This is a genomic window from Hymenobacter qilianensis, assembly GCF_014489555.1.
Lineage (GTDB): Bacteria > Bacteroidota > Bacteroidia > Cytophagales > Hymenobacteraceae > Hymenobacter > Hymenobacter qilianensis.
This window is the reverse complement of record NZ_CP060784.1, coordinates 3,972,047-3,990,570: the sequence shown is the minus strand read 5'-3', so window position 1 is coordinate 3,990,570 and position 18,524 is coordinate 3,972,047. Positions and strand designations below refer to the sequence as shown.

Annotated in this window: 20 protein-coding genes and 1 pseudogene; 4 read left to right on the top strand and 17 right to left on the bottom strand. The window is 58.7% G+C overall.

Going from position 1 to position 18,524, the window contains the following annotated elements; translation table 11 throughout:
* Nucleotides 1–41 precede the first annotated feature (41 nt).
* Nucleotides 42–953: a diacylglycerol/lipid kinase family protein gene (locus H9L05_RS17995; RefSeq protein ID WP_187732087.1), complete on the top strand. Its 912-nt coding sequence runs from the start codon at nucleotides 42–44 to the stop codon at nucleotides 951–953.
* On the opposite strand, the gene H9L05_RS17990 is transcribed toward H9L05_RS17995, so the two are convergent.
* On the bottom strand, nucleotides 910–2,181 hold the full coding sequence (locus tag H9L05_RS17990) for a metallophosphoesterase (RefSeq protein ID WP_223284545.1): 1,272 nt from the start codon (nucleotides 2,179–2,181) through the stop codon (nucleotides 910–912). The two genes, H9L05_RS17995 and H9L05_RS17990, sit on opposite strands and share 44 nt — an antisense overlap.
* A gap of 574 nt (nucleotides 2,182–2,755) precedes the next feature.
* On the opposite strand from H9L05_RS17990, the gene H9L05_RS17985 reads away from it, so the two are divergent.
* Nucleotides 2,756–3,628: a universal stress protein gene (locus tag H9L05_RS17985; RefSeq protein WP_187732086.1), complete on the top strand. Its 873-nt coding sequence runs from the start codon at nucleotides 2,756–2,758 to the stop codon at nucleotides 3,626–3,628.
* Between the two features lie 47 nt (nucleotides 3,629–3,675).
* Nucleotides 3,676–4,440, top strand: coding sequence for an SDR family NAD(P)-dependent oxidoreductase (locus tag H9L05_RS17980; protein WP_187732085.1), 765 nt, complete (start codon nucleotides 3,676–3,678; stop codon nucleotides 4,438–4,440).
* Between the two features lie 62 nt (nucleotides 4,441–4,502).
* Here H9L05_RS17980 and H9L05_RS17975 read toward each other — a convergent pair whose 3' ends face one another.
* The 4 genes from H9L05_RS17975 to H9L05_RS17960 form a co-directional block, all read right to left on the bottom strand.
* Nucleotides 4,503–4,724: a hypothetical protein gene (locus H9L05_RS17975; protein WP_187732084.1), complete on the bottom strand. Its 222-nt coding sequence runs from the start codon at nucleotides 4,722–4,724 to the stop codon at nucleotides 4,503–4,505.
* A gap of 52 nt (nucleotides 4,725–4,776) precedes the next feature.
* Nucleotides 4,777–5,196 carry a universal stress protein gene (locus H9L05_RS17970; RefSeq protein ID WP_187732083.1) on the bottom strand — a complete coding sequence of 140 codons (420 nt, stop codon included), beginning with the start codon at nucleotides 5,194–5,196 and terminating at the stop codon, nucleotides 4,777–4,779.
* Nucleotides 5,196–5,642: a universal stress protein gene (locus tag H9L05_RS17965; protein WP_187732082.1), complete on the bottom strand. Its 447-nt coding sequence runs from the start codon at nucleotides 5,640–5,642 to the stop codon at nucleotides 5,196–5,198. Before H9L05_RS17965 ends, H9L05_RS17970 begins: the two co-directional genes overlap by 1 nt.
* Nucleotides 5,643–5,835: 193 nt before the next feature.
* On the bottom strand, nucleotides 5,836–7,305 hold the full coding sequence (locus tag H9L05_RS17960) for a L,D-transpeptidase scaffold domain-containing protein (RefSeq protein ID WP_187732081.1): 1,470 nt from the start codon (nucleotides 7,303–7,305) through the stop codon (nucleotides 5,836–5,838).
* Nucleotides 7,306–7,569: 264 nt separating this feature from the next.
* On the opposite strand from H9L05_RS17960, the pseudogene hemA reads away from it, so the two are divergent.
* Nucleotides 7,570–8,843 (top strand): annotated as a pseudogene (gene hemA, locus H9L05_RS17955) (glutamyl-tRNA reductase).
* Between the two features lie 120 nt (nucleotides 8,844–8,963).
* Here the strand turns inward: hemA and H9L05_RS17950 are convergent.
* The 12 genes from H9L05_RS17950 to ccoS form a co-directional block, all read right to left on the bottom strand.
* Complete coding sequence (locus H9L05_RS17950; protein ID WP_187732080.1) at nucleotides 8,964–9,650, bottom strand: hypothetical protein; 687 nt, start codon at nucleotides 9,648–9,650, stop codon at nucleotides 8,964–8,966.
* Between the two features lie 104 nt (nucleotides 9,651–9,754).
* Entirely contained in the window at nucleotides 9,755–10,681 is a 927-nt protein-coding gene (gene hemF / locus H9L05_RS17945; protein WP_187732079.1) for an oxygen-dependent coproporphyrinogen oxidase, read from the bottom strand.
* A gap of 156 nt (nucleotides 10,682–10,837) precedes the next feature.
* Complete coding sequence (locus H9L05_RS17940; RefSeq protein WP_187732078.1) at nucleotides 10,838–11,728, bottom strand: universal stress protein; 891 nt, start codon at nucleotides 11,726–11,728, stop codon at nucleotides 10,838–10,840.
* Nucleotides 11,729–11,775: 47 nt separating this feature from the next.
* Nucleotides 11,776–12,540 carry a sulfite exporter TauE/SafE family protein gene (locus H9L05_RS17935; protein WP_187732077.1) on the bottom strand — a complete coding sequence of 255 codons (765 nt, stop codon included), beginning with the start codon at nucleotides 12,538–12,540 and terminating at the stop codon, nucleotides 11,776–11,778.
* 136 nt (nucleotides 12,541–12,676) lie between these two features.
* The gene (locus tag H9L05_RS17930) at nucleotides 12,677–13,042 is read right to left on the bottom strand and encodes a FixH family protein (RefSeq protein WP_187732076.1); all 366 of its coding nucleotides are present in this window, start codon (nucleotides 13,040–13,042) and stop codon (nucleotides 12,677–12,679) included.
* A 56-nt stretch (nucleotides 13,043–13,098) separates the two neighbouring features.
* Nucleotides 13,099–13,806 carry a 4Fe-4S dicluster domain-containing protein gene (locus tag H9L05_RS26415; RefSeq protein ID WP_317175199.1) on the bottom strand — a complete coding sequence of 236 codons (708 nt, stop codon included), beginning with the start codon at nucleotides 13,804–13,806 and terminating at the stop codon, nucleotides 13,099–13,101.
* A complete protein-coding gene (locus H9L05_RS26410; RefSeq protein WP_317175006.1) occupies nucleotides 13,779–14,507 on the bottom strand; it encodes a 4Fe-4S binding protein in 729 nt (242 codons plus the stop codon). Before H9L05_RS26410 ends, H9L05_RS26415 begins: the two co-directional genes overlap by 28 nt.
* 66 nt (nucleotides 14,508–14,573) lie before the next feature.
* A complete protein-coding gene (locus tag H9L05_RS17920; RefSeq protein ID WP_223284544.1) occupies nucleotides 14,574–15,446 on the bottom strand; it encodes a cbb3-type cytochrome c oxidase N-terminal domain-containing protein in 873 nt (290 codons plus the stop codon).
* Between the two features lie 11 nt (nucleotides 15,447–15,457).
* Complete coding sequence (locus H9L05_RS17915) at nucleotides 15,458–15,712, bottom strand: hypothetical protein (RefSeq protein ID WP_187732074.1); 255 nt, start codon at nucleotides 15,710–15,712, stop codon at nucleotides 15,458–15,460.
* Nucleotides 15,706–15,909, bottom strand: a complete 204-nt coding sequence (locus H9L05_RS17910; protein WP_187732073.1) for a hypothetical protein — start codon at nucleotides 15,907–15,909, stop codon at nucleotides 15,706–15,708. Before H9L05_RS17910 ends, H9L05_RS17915 begins: the two co-directional genes overlap by 7 nt.
* A gap of 151 nt (nucleotides 15,910–16,060) precedes the next feature.
* Nucleotides 16,061–18,271 carry a cytochrome-c oxidase, cbb3-type subunit I gene (gene ccoN / locus H9L05_RS17905; RefSeq protein WP_187732072.1) on the bottom strand — a complete coding sequence of 737 codons (2,211 nt, stop codon included), beginning with the start codon at nucleotides 18,269–18,271 and terminating at the stop codon, nucleotides 16,061–16,063.
* Nucleotides 18,272–18,374: 103 nt separating this feature from the next.
* A complete protein-coding gene (gene ccoS, locus H9L05_RS17900; protein WP_133272948.1) occupies nucleotides 18,375–18,524 on the bottom strand; it encodes a cbb3-type cytochrome oxidase assembly protein CcoS in 150 nt (49 codons plus the stop codon).

Here is an 18,524-nt window from a genome sequence, read left to right as displayed (position 1 = left end):
GCCTTCGTTCTCCTCTTTTTTATTCTTAAAACATTTTAACAATGGCCGCTGAATCAACGCCCAACCTGCACTCGCTGCTGTTTGTCCTCAATCCGATTTCCGGCGACATCGATAAGCAGAGCATAGAAAGCACCATCACTGATTTCTGCTCGCAGCGCGGCCGCCATGCCGGGTTTTTTCATACGTCTGGCGAAAACGACCTCGACAAACTCAAGGCGCACCTAGCCGCCAACGCCTACGATGCCGTGTTTGCCGCCGGTGGCGATGGCACCGTGAACTTAGTGGGTGAAGCGCTGCTGGGGGGCAAAATTCCGCTCGGAATCCTACCGTTGGGGTCGGGCAACGGGCTGTCCAAAGACCTGAGCATTCCGCAGGATATAAACGGTGCTTTGGAGGTGATCTGGCAGCACCAATTGCGTGCGCTGGATACCCTGCACGTGGGCGGGAATTTTTCGGTTCACCTTGCCGACCTGGGTTTTAACGCGCTGGTAGTGGAGCGTTTCTGCAACGGCGACACGCGCGGCCCGGGCGCTTATATTCGCATTGCCTTGCAGGAATATCTGAGCTACGAGCCCGCCACCTACCGCATCGAAACCGACCGTGAGCAGTTTGAAGGGCCGGCGTTTATGCTCACCATTGCCAACGCCAGCACGTTTGGCAGCAACGTAGTTATCAACCCCGACAGCTACCTCGACGACGGCGAGTTTGAGCTGTGTTTGATTGAGCCATTTCCCGCCACGGCTTCCCTGGGCATTCTATATCATCTCTACACCGATGCCTTCGATACGTCGGTGTATACGCGGCGCCTGCGCTGCCGCCATGCCAGCATTCAGGTGCCGGGACAGGCGCGTGTACTCGTGCAGGTAGATGGCGAACCTTTGGAGCTGGATACGCCGGTTGAGGTCAAGATTAATCCGCGGAGCTTGCAGGTGCTGACGCCCGCGTCGGAGTAGACGCCGCGCCGGAAATGTCCCCCAGACTGCTTAGCAAGCGCCGCCGAAATGGTTCGGGGGCGCGCTCGGTGCCGTCGGCGTTCCCGGGCTCCAGCGTGCGTAGCCAGGCTTCCCCGTTCTCGTAAAAGTCCAGCGTGAAGAAACCTTTGTGCTCGTGCGTGAAGGTTGCTTTACCGCCCTTGCCCACATAGGCCGTTTTGCTGCCCGAGCCACTGACTAAGTAGTGGCCATTCTTGTAGGCAAAATATTGCAGGTTGTGATCGTGGCCGGCGGCGTAGATGATATTGGGAAATTGGTGCAGCACGCGCAGCAGGCGGCGGCGCATTTTGCGGTAGCGCGGATGGGCCATATCTTCCTCCGCGCCCACTATGCGCCTATATATCGGAAACAGGGAGCCCACGCCCGGGAGCGGCACATACGCCCTTTTATGAACGGCCGTGAGCGGAAATACGTGCTGCTTGGTCGTGAATTGCCCCCCATGCATGGCGTTGGAATACAGCGGATGATGCCCGGCCACCACAATCTGCTGGTGGCGGTTGGCGTCGAGCAGCAACTGTAACTGCTGAAAAGGCATGCGGCTATCTGTGGCCTTGCAGCCGTAGGCTGCTCCCAGCGGGCGCGTGCCGTGCTGCACCCACCACTGCGTATTGAGCACCACAAGCAGCAGGTTGTCGGCCAACTGCACGGTTACGGGATCGGGGCAGCCGCCGGGGGGCAAATATTGGGCAGCGGGCAAATGCTCGCGCACGTAGGCTTCCTGCCGCAGCAGATACTGAAAACCGTCGCTGCGGCCTTTATTCCAATCATGGTTACCACTCAAAAACACCACCCGACCAGGATAGCGCAAGGCATCGAGCTGAATATCCAGGCGTCGCTCCGCCGCCGCTCGGCCGATGGACGTTTCGGCAGGCAGCCCCGTCGGGTATACATTATCGCCGAGTATAACCACAGTGCTGTTGGCGCCGGCTTCCTCCAGCCAGCTGTGCAGCAGGTTCAGTACCGGGTCGCGGCCGTCGGTGGCTACGGCGCCCAGGTCGCCTACCAGGGCAATGCGGTGGCGCAGCGGCGACGAAGGATCGGGTTGGTGCTGCTCCCAGTCACGCACGGCCGGAGCAATGTAAGGCAGGCGCCGGAAACGACGCTCCTGCACGTAGCGCCACAGCAGCCACCCAATCAACACGAGGTTGATGCTGAGCAGAATATAAAACAGAAGAGTAGGAGTCGGCAAAGCGAATAATCAGATGTACAGAACCTTATACGCACCACTGGCAGCGTAGTATAGAAGCATCTGGCCTGAGAAAGTGTTTCAGGCAAGTTTCCCGGGTTAAAACGCAATTCCGGCTACCTGAAGGCCATAGCAGTTACCCGAACGGTGTAGAGACGCAATAGTTGGAGTCTCGTCCTTGAACACGTCGTGTGTGCGGCGCGAACGACGAGACGCAAATACGAGTCTCTGCATCGTTTGGGTAACCGCTTTAACAAGTGGGATTGAGTTCTTGCCTTTCAGTGTTCACTGCGTTGCTGAATACGTTCCGGAGAAATACCTCAAAAAAAGCCCCCAGATCCGTTTAACGACTGCTGGGGGGGGCTGATAAATGAGTGAAGCATCGGGCTGATTATTTCCAGCGGCTTATCAACAACTCAAAGGCCTCGCGGTGCCCGTCGCCGACGCCTGATTAGCTCAGGGCTGAGTATTACGGCCTTAGGGAGCTGATAAAAATCATGGCTGATCATGATTTGCCACATGGCATATGTCCTGTTGAAATAGCAGATTTGGTTTTTTAACTAAGCGTTAGATAGTTATGAAGCCTGCCCTGCTTATCCTGACCGATTTTTTCGCCGGCTCAAACCGGGCCTTAGCCTTCGCCACTGCCATCGCGCAGCCTCTCGGAGCGCGGTTGGTGCTGCTGCATGTAGAGCGCACTTCCCTGCTCGACCCGGAATTGCTGACGGGTGAGGTGACAGTCAGGTCCAGGAAGGAAACGGATCTGGCGCTTAACCACCTGATCCGTGACCTGCCCGTGTCTGCGGAGGCAGAAGTAGCTTCGGGCCGCGTGGAAGAGGCCGTGCTGGAAAGCACCCGGCTGCATAATCCGCTGATGATTGTGCTGAGCCGGCCGCCCGACGAAGATACGCCTGATGTGCTGGTGACAACCACCGCACTCAATCTTTTGAAAATCAGCCCTTACCCTTTGCTAATAGTGCCTCCGCATGCCCCGCCGGCCAGAGTGCCGCACCGCATACTGCTGGCCGCCGATGGCGACGGGTTTGAGCTGGGTGAGCATGTGGCCCCCATCCGCGACTTCTTCAACGCTTTGCAGATTGATCTGACGGTGGCGCACATCACCGAGTCGGCTACCCGCCACACCACCCGGCGCGCGCTCCAGACGGTGGAGAACACCGGCCTTACCCGCGACCTTCCCCATCAGGTGCGCCCCTACCATGTGTGTCATACCCACGCGGGCGAGGGCATACTGCAGGCCGTATCGGAGCTGGGGGCCGATATGCTGGTGATGATTGCGCGGCGGCACCGCTTTCTGGAAAGGCTGTTTCATACCAGCGTAACGGCGCAAATGATTTTGCACAGCCCGGTTCCGGTGCTTGTATTGCCCGCTCAGCGCGAACCCCGCGGCGTGGCCAGAAGCCTGCCCCGCATCATGAGTTTAATGAATTAACTATCAGCTTAATAGTATAACTGGCCTTTTAATCATCTGTATTCTGTATGCCATCATTTGAAAATCAAGTTGTGCTGATTACGGGAGCTTCTTCCGGCATCGGGAGAGCCGCCGCGGAAGCGTTTGCAAAAGCGGGCGCCCACGTAGTAGTCGCCGACGTGTCGGCGGAGGAAGGCGAGGCGGTGGCCCGGCAGCTGAGCGCCCTAGGACCCAAAAGCGTGTTTATTGCCTGCGACGTAGCCTCATCGGCCAGCGTGCAAAATCTCATTCACCAAACCCTCGACACCTTCGGCCGGCTCGACGTGGCAATTAACAACGCGGGAATAGGCGGCGCTTCCGCCTTCAGCGCAGATTACCCCGATGAGGAGTGGCAGCGCGTGATCAATATCAACCTGAGCGGCGCCTGGTATTGCCAGAAGTATGAGCTGCAGGCGATGGTAGCGGCGGGGCGGGGCTCTATTATCAATATGGCCTCTATTCTGGGGAAAGTGGGCTTTGCGGGCGCATCGGCATACGTGGCGGCCAAGCACGGCCTCATCGGCCTGACCGAAACCGCCGCCCTGGAATACGGGCCACAGGGCATTCGGATAAATGCGGTTTGTCCGGGCTTCATTGCCACGCCCATGCTCACCAAAGCAGGCATCGACGAGGCGCACAAGGATCTGCAGGACGCAATTGCTGCCAAGCACGCCATGCAGCGGCTGGGCAAGCCCGAGGAAATAACGGGCGCGTTGCTGTGGCTGGCTTCCGACGAAGCATCGTTTGTAACTGGCCAGGCCATCGTGGTGGATGGCGGCTACCTGGCGCAGTAACGTTGCTCATAAAAAAGCCCCCAGAACAAATCTGGGGGGCTTTTTCTGTTTAAAACTGGTGTTTAGAATGAGCCGGCGTAGTAACCCCAGGCGTCTTTGTTTCGGGCCAGGCCCGCCGCTTCCGTAACCATGTCATTGAGTTGATGATTTGCTTCCGGACGGGTTAGCATGTCTTGGGAAGGGATAATGCGCTGGCGGCCGCGCGAACCGGCCGCTGACCGGCTCACCCGCGCACCCGAGGGGTATGTTGAGTGAAGAGCGGGATACTTGATTTGCTTGTTCATAGCAGTAGAAAGAATAGTTAGTTCAGATCAGGTGGCCTTGCTGCTCAGTAGGTTAGCCGTCGATGGCGGGCAATACCAGCATGGGTATGTGGCAAGTGCGCAATAGCCGGTTCGTGACGCTGCGGTGAAACATAGTGCCCAGAAAGCTGCGTCGGCGGGCAACAAGAATCAGCAGATCGGCCTTGGTAAGCGTAATGGCTTTGAACAGGCCCTCGACCGGATAGGCGTGCCGGATGGCTTCCAGCGTAACATGACTGGCTGCATCGGCGAGGCCACTGGCTTTTACCTGGCGCAGCGACGTAGCGCAGGCCTGGTTGTCTGCAATGCCCGACACCGTCACGACGGTCATGCGCGGCTCTAGCTGTGCTATTAATTGTAAGGCAGCCAAGGGCTTATCCAGGGTGAATGGCTCGCCGTCGGCGGCCACCACGGCTTGGGTCGGAGTGGAGGAGCCCTGATACGTTTCGGGCACTACCAGCAGGGGTAAAGGCCCCCGCGCAGCACTTCCAGCACCGCTACCCCCACTTCGGCTTCGTTCAGGCTTTCGTCGGCGCGGCCCAGCACAAACAGCGCCGGCGCGTGCCGCTTGGCCAGATCGGCGGCCGTAGAAAGCTGCAGATCAGCTACCATCTCGATGGTAGTAGGCACGTACAGCTCGTCGGCCAGCGCCCGCACGGCGGCCCGCAGATCCTGGTCGCGCTCTTTGCTGTCGTCGGGGGCGAGCTTGCTGTCGAGCTGCGAATCGTCGCGCACGTACAGCAGCAGCAACCTGGCTCCGAGGGGCGCCGCCAGCTCGGCCGCGTACTGAATAGCCCGATGCGCGGCCGGAAAGAAATCAGTCAGCACAATCAGCGTCAGGGCCGGCTTGTCGGAAGCTGGTACGGTGGTGGGTGCAGACTGAGCGAGGTTCAACGTCATGACTACAGGCTTAGATTGGTGAGGTGAGACAGGCCGAAAACAAGTGCTGGGGGGCTTTTTTGCGGCGTGAACTCAACCAGCGTGGTCAAACAGCGATACAAAATTCGAAAATGCGTCCGCCCACGTCCATGATTTAAATCATGAAGCAATCTGTTTTAAATCATGCAGTTAAAGGAATCCTACGACTCGCGCGCTACCACAGCAAGGGCTCGCCTGAGGGCCTTGTCGCGCTGGTAGATGTCGGCGTAAAAGCGAAGCTGGCCGTTCTCGGTGGCGCAGGTGAAGTAGCGCACATGCAGCGGAATAGACTTGGCGAGGCGAACATGCTCCGGCTTCGACTGGCGGGCGCACTCCTCCTCGGTCGGTAGCTTCCTGAATTGCCCCCACGCGCCAACAGATAAGCTGCCAGCTGCATGGGGTTCTGAAGCCGCATACAACCGTGGCTGAGCGCCCGCATCGGATATGTAAACGCCTGCCGCACGGGCGTATCGTGCAGATACACGGAGTACGGGTTTTTAAACCGAAACACAATGTTGCCCAAGGCGTTGTCGCAGCCCGCCGACTGCCGGATAGTGTAAGCAAAGCTCTTGGCCGTAACCTGCTGCCAGTCGACCTGGTACGGGCTGAGCAGGCGGCCGCCCTCATCGTACAGGGCGAAGTTATTCCGGGCCAAATAGCCCACGTCTTTCTTCAGAATGGGCAGAATTTCCTTGGTGGCAATGGAGCGGGGCACATGCCAGTCGGGCGCCAGGGTAAAGTGGTCGATGGTGCTGCTCAGGGTAGGCGAGGGCGTTTTGGGCTGACCCACAATCACGCGGTGCTGTCGCACCACACTGTCGCCGCGCACCACGTCCAGCCGGTACGCGGGCAGGTTTATCAGCAGGTATTCCGAGTCCGAAATAGCCTCCTGCCGCCAGCGCTCCAAGTTCAGGGCCACCTGCTCATACCGCGCCTGAAACTGCGCAGCCGAGTCGGGCGGAGCCGGCGTGCTGAGCCACTGCTCCAGCGCCTGCTGCAGCTGCCGGTATTCCCGGTTCCGGGGCTGACACGCTAATACGCCGTCGGCCACTTTGCCCGCTGTCAGGCTTTCCCGCAACACATCGGCTGGCTGAAAAATCTGGCCGGAAGCCTTCTCCCGCGGAGATGCCACGTACGTCCGCAGCCTGCCACGGTGCAAATCGAGCATAAAGCGCAGCACGGCGTCGCTCAGAAGCACGTCAAGGCGCGCCCGTTGCTGCGGGCCGGAAGCAGCCGGGAGGCGTAGCGAGTCACGCAAGGCAACCAGCTGATTAGTAGCGTAGTACTCGGGTTGGAGGCCATAGGCGCGGGCTTCACCGAGCAAGGCCAGTACCGCTTTGGCTTCGGCACTTAGGCTGTCGTTGGGCTGCGTCCAGACGGGCTGGGGGCTCGCACCGTAAAATGCCCGCACGTGGGGCCCGGTCTGTAGCCCCAGACGCTCGTCTGCGGCCGCCGGGCCTGCGGCCGTGGTATCGAGCAGGGCCAGAATGAGTTCACCCACTGGAGTTTCGGTGGGGGGCAAATCCTGGGTGATACCAGCTGTCTGGTCGGGCGGGGTGGTCACCGCTTGCTGCTGGCCCCCGCATTGCAATTGCAGCAGCGAAAAGAGAACCGCAGACGTCAGGGAAAAGAGGCGAATATGCATTGGGCGGTGAAATGAGCGAGAGCCGGGCCGGCCACGCACGTAGCTGCGTTTGAGCGACCGGCTACCACACCAAAAATACGGACTGCTTCAGGTGCGTGGATATGACGGTAATCATCACAGTCTCTGAGTAAAGTCATAGAATGTGCCGCCGGCAAAGCGAAACTTTGAGCCCACTATCTGCCCATTACCCAAGCCCAGGCTAAACAGCAGATTGTAGTTGTTCAAACCCCCCTTTCGCTGCTTTCTTCGTTCCGGCAAATCTCTATGAAACAATCCTTTAAGGCCGTCAGTCTCTCTTACAAAAAAGCCCCCTGGCCATTCGCGAGCTGCTGACACTGGATGAGGCAACGTGCTGCCGCCTGCTGCATACGCTGCACCACCACCTGGGCCTGTCGGACGTGCTGGTGCTGAGTACCTGCAACCGCACCGAGATTTATTACACTGCCGATACTGACAACAGCGCCGCCATTGTGGAAGCCTTAGGCGACCTAAAGGAAATGGATGCGAGCAGCTACTCTTCCTACTTCACTGTCCTAAACTCAGCTACGGCCGCTGTGCAGCATCTGTTTGAAGTAGCCCTGGGCCTCGACGCGCAGGTGGTGGGCGATATGCAGATCAGCAGCCAAGTGAAAAGAGCCTACCAGCGCTCGACAGAAGCAAATGTCGCAGGGCCTTTTTTACATCGACTGTTACACACCGTATTCGCCGCCAACAAGCGCGTGCAGCAGGAAACCGCCTTCCGCGACGGCGCCGCTTCTACGTCTTATGCTACGCTGGAACTGGTGCAGGAATTGACGGCCAATATTCCGCAGCCGCGTGTTCTGATTGTTGGTTTGGGCGAGATTGGGGCCGATATCTGCCGTCATTTTGGCAAGAGCAAGCGCTTTGCGGAGGTCACTATTTGCAACCGTACCCCGGCCGCGGCTCAGGCTTTGGCCACCGAGTGCGGCCTACAAGTGCTGGATTTTGCCCACCTCACCCAGGGTTTGCAGGCGGCTGATGTAGTCATTTCGGCCATCGCCACGCCATCGCCGTTTTTTACCCGCGAGCTGCTGGACAGCCTGACCATCCTGAGCCCCAAGTTCTTCATTGATCTGTCGGTGCCCCGCAGCATTGCGGCCGCCGCTGAGCAGGTGCCGGGCGTGCTGGTGTATAACATTGACGCTATCCAGAACAAGGCGTCGGAGGCGTTGGCCCGGCGGGTGGCGGCGGTGTCCCACGTGCGCGAAATCATTGCCGAAAGCATGGCTGATCTGCACGAGTGGAGCCGCAATCTGCAAGTGTCGCCGGTTATTCAGAAGCTGAAAACGACGCTGGAGCAGCTGCGCCAACAGGAGCTAAACCGGTTCGGCAAAAACATGAGCCCCGCGGAAGTTAGCCGCCTCGATGACGCCACCAAGGCCCTGACCCAGAAGTTTCTGAAGCTGCCGGTGGTGCAGCTCAAAGCCGCCTGCCAACGCGGGGAAGCTGACCAGCTGGTGGCCATGCTCACCGAGCTGTTTGCCCTGGAAGACGAACTGGTAGAAGCTGGAGCATAAAAGTTAGTTTAAAACTGCAATAAAGGGTTGCGGAAGTATAGACTATGATGTCATACTTCCGCAACCCTTTTTACTGTGCTCATGAAGCTACGTTAGGCCTAAAAAAGCCCCCAGCCATATTTAAGAAGGACAAGCGCCGCGCAGATCAACGAAAATCAGGCGCCAGCGGCCACCTACACCCGCCGATTTGGCGAAGTGAAACTGGTAGCCCGTGCGCGTCTGAAGTACCGAGCGAACGGTGCGCCCCTGTGCCGCCTGGCCCTGGTTGCGGTTGCCTCCCTTCACCGACGCCTGCGCCCAGAAATCGAGCCCGCGAAACGCAGTGGACGGTCCCACGAAGCAGCCTTCCTGCCCAAATTTGCCCCCCGGACAGCTCGCCGAGGGTAGCGCGGCTACCGGCTGCGGCGCGGCACAGGTCATCAGTTTTTTATCCAGCGCGAAAAGTGGCTGTTGCTGCTGGTCGCGGAACTGCTGCACGTCGGCTACGCGCGTCACGCGGGGTGTGCCGCCGGCTTGCTCCAGAATCCAGAGGCCGTATTCCGGGTCCATGAGCTGGTTAAGCACCTGCGCATCGTGGCTGCGCAGGGCGCCGTCGAGGATTAGCCAGGCACCCGTAACGGAGGTGTCGGCGGGCATCACGGGGTTCTCGGTTTTGGCCGCGGCTGAGTCAGGTTTGGGTGGGTTGGCCGTTACTATCCGGGCTGAGGCGTTGCTGGTGGACTCGTCGGGCATGCCATTCGGGTTTTTGACATCGCCGCAGGCAGCAAGCACCAAGGCCAAGCCCGGAAGTAAGGGTTTGAGGTTCATCGGAGAGAGTTAAGGCTGAAACCTGCGTGAAGAGTAGTAAATGCAGCTGCTTGGGGGGCAAATTATCGGCGCAGCTTACGGCGAAAATGGGTGCTGATGGATGCCTACACCCAGTTTATACCCTGCCGGAGCCAAGCTTGCGTAGCCGCTTCGGCCGAGACCGGCGCGGGCTGATAGTCGTAGTGCCAGGCGGCCAGCGGTGGCAAACTCATCAGGATAGACTCCGTGCGGCCGCCCGTTTCCAAGCCGAACTTGGTGCCGCGGTCGATGGCCAGATTGAACTCCGCGTAGCGTCCGCGGCGCACCAGTTGCCACTGCTTCTCGGCCTCGCCAAAAGGCAGCTTCGCATTGCGCCGCATCAGCTCCGAATAGGTGCGGCCGTACACTTCGCCCACTGCCTGGACGAAGGCAAACAACGCTTCGAAGGTGCCGTCTTTGCCCACGGTCAGGCGGTCGAAGAAAATGCCCCCCACACCGCGGGTTTCCTGCCGATGCGGCAGATAGAAGTACTCATCGGCCCACTGCTTGAAGCGGGGATAAAACGACGTGTCATGCTGGTTGCAAACCTCCCGTATCTGCTCATGAAACCAGCGAGCCTGGGCCTCATCCACGTAAATGGGCGTAAGATCGAGGCCGCCGCCAAACCACGCCTCGCCGTTGCCGGCCTCAAAGTAGCGCACGTTCATGTGCGAGATGGGCACCCTGGGGCTGCGCGGGTGCTGCACCACCGATACCCCCGTAGCAAAGTAATTGGGGTCGGGCATAAGAAGCTGGCGGGCAGCGGATTCGCTCATTTGCCCCCACACGGCCGAGAAGTTTACGCCGCCTTTTTCCAGAATAGCACCCTCGCCAATCACGCGCGTACGGCCCCCGCCGCCCCCTTCGTGCTCCCACCGATCTTCCCGAAAAGCAGCTTTGCCATCCGCAGCTTCGAGCTGCTGACACAGCCAGTCCTGAAATTGGCGCATCCACGCCTCAACGGTAGCGCGGGTAGATTGGGTATCGGTGGAGCTAGTGGTTTCGGTAAGCATAAATAGGGAAAACCTTAGTTGTAAAATGAGTAGAGGTAGAGAGGCAACATGTTGCGTCTCCTCGTTGCTGCCGTTGTTCAGGTGGAGGTGCGGTTCCGGTCGTTCAACGAGGAGACGCAACATGTTGCCTCTCTACCTCCTTTGATAAACAGCTTATCAGAACGTGACGTTGGTAATACGGGCCATCAACCGGCTTTCGGCGGCTTGGCGCAACCCGCACTGGTTGCAGCAGGCTTTGGTGGGCACGGTACTGGTGGGGAGCAGCAACACCGGGATACGCAAGTGATAGGCGTTCGTTTGGGTATAGTGCGGGTTGAAAAACCGGCGGACCAGGCAACCGTCCATGGTCGCTAAAACCAGGAGTTGAGCGCTAAGCTGGGCGCAGAGCTCGCTGATATCTTCCAAGGCATCTTCTTCGGGCAGCAAGTGCACAGTGGCATTCGGTATAGCGGCGCGCGCGGCCATCAGCGCTTTTTTCAGCGGCACCAGCCCGGTGCTGGTCGGTGGGTGGAACTGCACCAGATCGAAATGCGCCTCGGCGGTGCGGGCCAAAGAGGTGAGCGGTGCCAGCTGGTGGGCATCGAGACGAGAGAAGTCGCCGGAAACAACCACCTCACTCGCCAGCTCGTGGCGGCCGGGCGGCACGATAAGCACCGGGCAGCTCACATGCTCCGGCAACAGCATTACCGGATTGCCCGCGGCCGTGGCCGTGGCGCAATCAACTAATGCTAAGCCCGTTACTACCAACGTGGCGCGGTAGCCGCTTACCAATACTTCCAGGCTGTCGGTGAGGGAGGCCGCCGCCATGTGGTAATGATAGTGGATGCGGCGGCCGCTCTGGCGCGTGAGGTGCTGATAGCGCAAGCGCTCGGCCAGCGCCTCCAGTCGGCTCAGTAAAGCTACCCGGCGCTCGGGGGTAAGCGTGGCGCCGACGTGAGAGTGCACCAACACAATTTCGGCCGGAAGATGCAGGGCGAGCTTGTTGGCATAAACCAGCGCGGTTTCGGACGCGGCCGAGAAATCGATGGGAACGAGAATGGTTTGCATGGCAACAATGCGTTAAGAGTGATCCGGAAGCCGGTTTAGTTCTGTAATTAATTGGAGTTGGGAGCGGGGGCGGCCGCCTCGCCGTGGCAGTAGTGCATGGTGGCGGGCAGGTGGCTGGAGCGTCTGGTGGTGCTGATCGTTTCACTGCTCAGCTGCGGGCTCAGATACGGAATACCCAGGCTCAGGCCGCGCACAATGAACAGCAGCGCCAGACAGGTCGCCATAATCGGGACTGCCCGCCGCATACGGCCGCGCCACACGAAGGGCACCAGTTGCCCCGACAGGGAAAGCGCCAGCATGAGGGGCAGCGTACCCAGTCCAAACAAGGCCATGTAACCCGCTGCGCCTGCTATGCCGGGCACGCTCAGGGCGCCAGCCAGCGCCAGATATACCATGCCGCAGGGCAGCAAGCCATTCAGCAACCCCGTGATATAGAAGGCACTGAGCGAAGGCTGCTGGTAGAAATACACCAGCTGGCTTTTCACCCGGGCCAGCACGCCATCTAGTTTCAGGAGGGCTGCCGCCTTGCTCAGCCAATGCTCCGGCGCCACCACCAGCACCAAAATAAGCCCCCCAGACAGCAGCGACAGGCTTTGCTGCCAGCCCGCCAATTGCAGGCCCCGGCCCAACAGGCCCGCCACCGCCCCCAGCGAAGCATAAGTCGTGACGCGGCCCAAGTTGTAGAGCACCCGGCCGGCTACGTAGCGCCAATTAGGGCCGGCTGCGCCGGGCAGCGACAGAGCAATAGCGCCACACATCCCCACGCAGTGAAAACTACCCAAAAGCCCGAAAAGAAAGCCAGCCCAAAGCATGGTAAGAAGGTTTAGAAGCGGACGACAGCGTCCGCGCTGAATCAGATGGAAAGCTCCTTATCGACGAAATACTGCTGTCCGCCGACCGTGAAATCGACCCGCAGACGCCAGTAGCCCGATTGCAGCTTACTGGTATTTAGCTGCTGCTGAGCGGACTCGCCAGTTGGGGCGAAGGGGAGGCTGAAGTCCAGCTTCTGATCGGAGGGCGGAAGAAGTGCACGGTGCCCTGCACGGCCTGGCCTGCGAGGCTGGGGGGCAATTTTAAGGTCAGGCGCTGCGCTGCCGGCTCGTATTCTACCGCTACCGGCGCGGGCAGGGCCGCCGTGCGGGCCACCGATTCGATGCGCTTTTGGTAGGCCAGTTCTTGCTGGTAATAGTCGGCGCTGACCAGGTCGACGTTGGTGCTCATGGCCTGCTGCACCATGTAGCCGATGTAGCTGGCAAACAATATGAAGGTGGCAATGATGGCGTAAGGCCAGAGATTAGCGCGGGAAGTGGTCATAGAGGCAAGCGAAAAGCGCGGATTGGGTAGGCCGCTGGTAGAAAGCTTGGGCCGGGCTATTGCGCGGGCCCGAGAAACTTGGTGTTGGTTTCCGCAATCAGCTGGCCTTTGCTGAAGACGCCGATGCGGATTTTCTGGTTGGTCGTCAGCAGGGCCGACTTGGGCAGCTCGGCGAAAAACACGCCTTCAGTAATTCCCTGGGCGGGTAGCGTCAGCTTTTCGTTGCCAACGAGCAAAATTTTGCCCCCCAGCGGCTCCAACACCTTGAGCGTGATGGGATAAGGGTGATTGGTTTTGTTGATGACGGACACATTATAAAGGTTGGTAATGGTGCCGCGGTCGGTTTTCTGGAAAAGCTGACCCGGCGTGCGTAGCACCGTGGCCTGCACATTGGAGCGCGACACCAGCAGAAACGTAAGGCCCATCAACAACACCATCAGCACGCCCGACAGGGCCTTCACGCGCCCACGCAGCTGGAATTTGGTGCCCTGCGCGATGTTGTTTTCCGATGCATGGCGAATCAGGCCGTGAGGTTTGTTTATCAGGTCCATGATGTTGTTGCAGGCATCTATGCAGGCGGTGCAGTTGGTGCACTCCAGCTGCTGGGCGCCGTTGCGGATGTCTATGCCTGTGGGGCACACCTGCACGCACTGGTGGCAATCGATGCAGTCGCCGGCGGTGCGCGTTTGGTTTTTGCGCAGCTTCTCCCGTGGCTCCCCGCGCTGGTAGTCATAGGCTACCACGAGGCTGTCTTTATCGAGCATAACGCCTTGCAGGCGGCCGTAAGGGCAGGCGATGGTGCACACTTGCTCCCGAAAGCGGGCAAATACGGCGTAGAAAACGCCTGTGAAGAGCACCATCGAAGTAAGGCCGCCGAGGTGCTCGCGGGCGGATCGGTGATGATGCTGACCAACTCATCGGAGCCGATAATGTAGGCCAGAAACGTGTTAGCAATCAGAAAGGAAATGACCAGAAACAGCGCGTGCTTGCTGGTTTTGCGCCAGATTTTGTTCCAGTCCCACTCAGCGCGGTCGAGTGCTTTTTGCTGAGGCGCATCGCCTTCCAGCCAGTACTCGATGCGGCGAAAAACCATCTCTAGGAAAATGGTTTGCGGACACACCCAGCCGCAAAATGCCCGCCCGTACACCACGGTGAAAAGGATGATGAACAGCAGAAACGTGAGCGCCGCAAGCAGCAGGATAAAGAAGTCCTGGGGCCAGAAGATCTGTCCGAAGATGATAAACTTCCGCGCCGGCAGATTCAGCATCAGCACCGGCAGGCCGTTGATGCGCAGCCAGGGCCCGGCAAAAAGCACGATGAGCAGGCCGTAGCTGATCCACTTGCGGGCTCGGTAAAATGCGCCGCTGGGCTTTTTGGGGTACAGCCAGACGCGCTTGCCGGCCGCATCCACCGTAGCGATGGAGTCGCGGAAGTCGTCGTTTGGATGGTAGCTGGTAACAGGCATTGACTGGTGCGCCGACGGTAAAATCGCGCTGAAGTGTAAAAAAGTGGGGTGGGCAGTGGGCGGGTGCTACTTGGCGGCAATGGATTTGCCAGCAGTTGCTTTCTCGCCCTGGGGCTCTTTGGCATTGGCTGGCTTCGACCCTTGCAGCGACTCGATGTAGGACGATACTTGCAAAATCTGCTTGGCGCCAAGCTTGCCTTTCCAGGCAACCATGCCCTTGCTGGTGACCCCAAACTTGATGGTTTTATACACCTGATTTATTTCGCCGCCGTGGAGCCAGTACTCATCCGTAAGGTTAGGACCTACTTTTCCCTCGGCATTGGCCCCATGACAGGGCGCGCAGTTGGTAGCGTAGATAGACTTGCCGGCGCTCAAATCGGCCGGCGCCATCAAAGCCGTGTAGGTGGTGAGCTTGTTGGGGTCGTCGGGCTCATTGGAAACCAACAGGGCCGCTTGGCGCATTTCGGTTTCATACTCGGCTATCTGTAGCTCACCGGCATTGGCCACGTGGTAGTAGCCCATGTAGGCCACAGCAAACACGATGGTGAAATAGAAGCCATACTTCCACCATGGCGGCAAATCGTTGTCGAACTCCGTGATGCCGTCGTACGAGTGGCCCATATCCTCCTCCTTGTAGCCGCCGGTTACCAGGCGCGTGTCGCCGATGAGCAGGCCGAGCACTTTACCGCTCCAGGTATCGTGCACCGTGGGCAGCTCGTACACTTTGCGCAGCTGCGGCTTCATGCGCACGATAATCATCGTGAAGAGCAGCACAAACACCATCAGCACCAAGGCTAGCGTGCTCAGCAAAAACCAGAACAGCATTATCTGCGCATCCTGGCCGCCGGCCGCCGGGGTGGGGGTGGTGGCTTCCGCCGTCTGGGCTACCGTTGTGCCAATGGATAGCGCCAGCATAGCGGCCAGTGCCCCATAATTCATTTTGCGGTGCGTTAACATGTGGGTGCTCCTTCCTCTACTTCGGTGATAGATTGATTGGTGGCCGACGCTGTATGTTGGCGCACTTGCCGAGTGGCCGAGGCCAGGGACGCGCCGGCAATCAGCACCATCAGCAGCACGATGATCAAAATGCCCCCCAGCAGCCAGAACAGCATGTCAGCACCGGTAGTAGCGGTTTGCCCAAAGGCCATGTTGCCGGTTAGAAGAAGCCCAGCGGCGGTTAGCAGAAAAGCGCGTTTGGTTAGCATACTACGTCGTGTTCGAGGTGGGCCTTTAGGGTTTCGTCATCGCTGAGCAGTGGCAGATTGCTCATGTTGTCGAAGTGCTGACGATTGGCTATTACCACGTAAATCAGCAAGCCCAGAAAGAAGAGGAAGAAAATGAGGAAGGAGATAATGGGGTATATCTCGACGCCGGCAATGGATTGCAATACTTTCTTGTCCATGATGGATTGAGGTTTGAATAATTTCCGTTTGTCATGCAGAGCGCAGCGAAGCATTTTGCCCGCTTCGTTGAGCAAGCGGTAGGAGTTACTTTGGCAACATCAGCACGCGAGATGCTTCGCTGCGCTCTGCATGACCGCCTCTTTAAGTCGGCTATTGAGCGGCGGCCGTGGCCTGCTCGGGCTTCACTTTGATATCGGTGCCGAGGCGCTGCAGATAGGCAATCAAAGCCACGATTTCCTTGTCCGATTTCACCTCGATGTCCTCCTTCTTCAGCTCCTGCACGATGCCTTCGGCCTGGCGGCGGGCATCGGCCACGGCTTGCTGGTCGTAGCCGGCGGGGTAAGGTGTGCCCAGCTGTTGCAGCACCCTGATTTTGGCAGGCAGCGTGGAGTAGTCAATCTCGTTTTCGAACATCCACGGATAAGGCGGCATAATGGAGCCGGGCGACATGCTGGTGGGGTCCATCATGTGGTTGTAGTGCCAGGAGTGCGGATATTTGCCCCCCAGGCGGTGTATATCGGGGCCGGTGCGCTTGGAGCCCCACAGGAAGGGCCGGTCGTACACAAACTCGCCCGCTTTGCTGTACTCGCCGTAGCGCTCGGTTTCGGAGCGGAAGGGGCGCACCATCTGGGTGTGGCAGTTCGAGCAACCTTCTTTGATATAGAGGTCACGGCCCTGCAATTCCAGGGAGGTATAAGGCTTCACGGAAGCAATGGTGGGCACGTTGGATTCGACGAGGAAAGTAGGGATCATCTCAACCAGGCCGCCAATCAGGATGGCGACCGTAGCGCCAATGGCCAGTTGCAAGGGGCGTCGCTCAATCCAGCGGTGCCAGTGACCAGCATCAGCGTGTGGATCTTCCGAAGCGGGCCGCAGGGCAGGAGCATGGGCTTTTTCGGAAACGAGCAGCGTACCGGCTTTGGCTGTCATTATCATGTTGTACAGCATCAGAAACACGCCGCTCAGATACAGCACCCCGCCAATACCGCGCATATAGTACATCGGTACCAGCTGAAGCACCGTTTCGAGGAAGTTGGGGTATTGCAGCATGCCCTCGGCATTGAACTGCTTCCACATCAAGCCCTGAGTAAAGCCGGCCCAGTACATGGGCAGGGCATAAAACAGGATACCGATGGTGCCCAGCCAGAAGTGAGTATTGGCGAGTTTCTTGGAGTGCAGCTCGGTGCGGTAGAGGCGGGGCCACAGCCAGTAGAGCATAGCGAAAGTGAGGAAGCCGTTCCAGCCCAGCGCGCCTACGTGCACGTGCGCTACTATCCAGTCGGTGAAGTGGGCAATGGCATTCACGTTTTTCAAGGAGAGCATCGGGCCTTCGAAGGTGGCCATGCCGTAGGCCGTAAGGGCCACTACCATGAATTTCAGCACGGGCTCCTCGCGTACCTTATCCCAGGCGCCGCGCAGGGTCAGCAGGCCGTTGATCATGCCGCCCCAGCTAGGCGCGAGCAGCATAATGGAGAAGGCTACACCCAGGCTTTGGGCCCAGTCGGGCAGGGAAGTGTAAAGCAAGTGGTGCGGACCAGCCCAGATATAAATGAAGATCAAGGACCAGAAGTGAATGATGCTCAGACGGTAAGAGTACACCGGCCGACCAGCTGCCTTGGGCAGGAAGTAGTACATCAAGCCCAGGTAGGGCGTAGTCAGGAAGAAGGCTACCGCGTTGTGGCCATACCACCACTGCACCAGCGCATCCTGCACACCGGCGTAGGCCGAGTAGCTTTTCATAAAGCTCACGGGCAAAGCCACCGAGTTGACGATGTGCAGCACGGCCACCGTGAGGAAAGTGGCGATGTAAAACCAGATGCCGACGTATAAGTGACGCTCGCGCCGCTTGGCAATGGTGCCGAACATATTCCAGCCAAACACCACCCACACCAGCGTAATGGCAATGTCGATGGGCCACTCCAGCTCAGCGTATTCCTTGCTGGTGGTGTAGCCTAAGGGCAAGGAAATCAGGGCGCTGAGGATAATGAGCTGCCAGCCCCAAAAGTGAATCTGGCTGAGCTTTTTGGAGTACATGGCCGCTTTGCACAAACGCTGCAAAGAGTAGTACACCCCCATAAAAATACCATTGCCGACAAAGGCAAAAATGACGGCGTTGGTGTGCAGCGGCCGGATGCGGCCGAAGGTGGTGACGGCCGTATTCATGTTGGCCTCAGGCAGCGCCAGCTGAAAAGCCGCCAGAATTCCGACGATCATGCCGGCAATTCCCCAGAACACGGTAGCAATGCCGAAGTCGCGGACAATCTTGTTATCGTAGAAAAACTCGTCGACGGCGCGGGATACTCGGGTCTGAACTGGAGGCTGCGCCGGAAGGATAAGAGGCGTAATGGGTACGACTTCCATAGAGTGAAACAGTAAGTGTTTTTACTGCTTCAAAGGTCCTCGCCGCCTCCTTGGCAAAGCATGACGGATATCAAGCGCGGGCTTGATTGATATCAAATCAATACTATTTCTCTTCTTCTTCATCGAAGAGCATGCGCACGGACGGCGTGTATTCGTCGTCGTATTGGCCGCTGCGCACTGCCCACAAAAAGCCCCCTAGAAACGCCAGCGCCACGAGTAGGCTGATACCAATCAGCAAGAAGATAATAGTCAT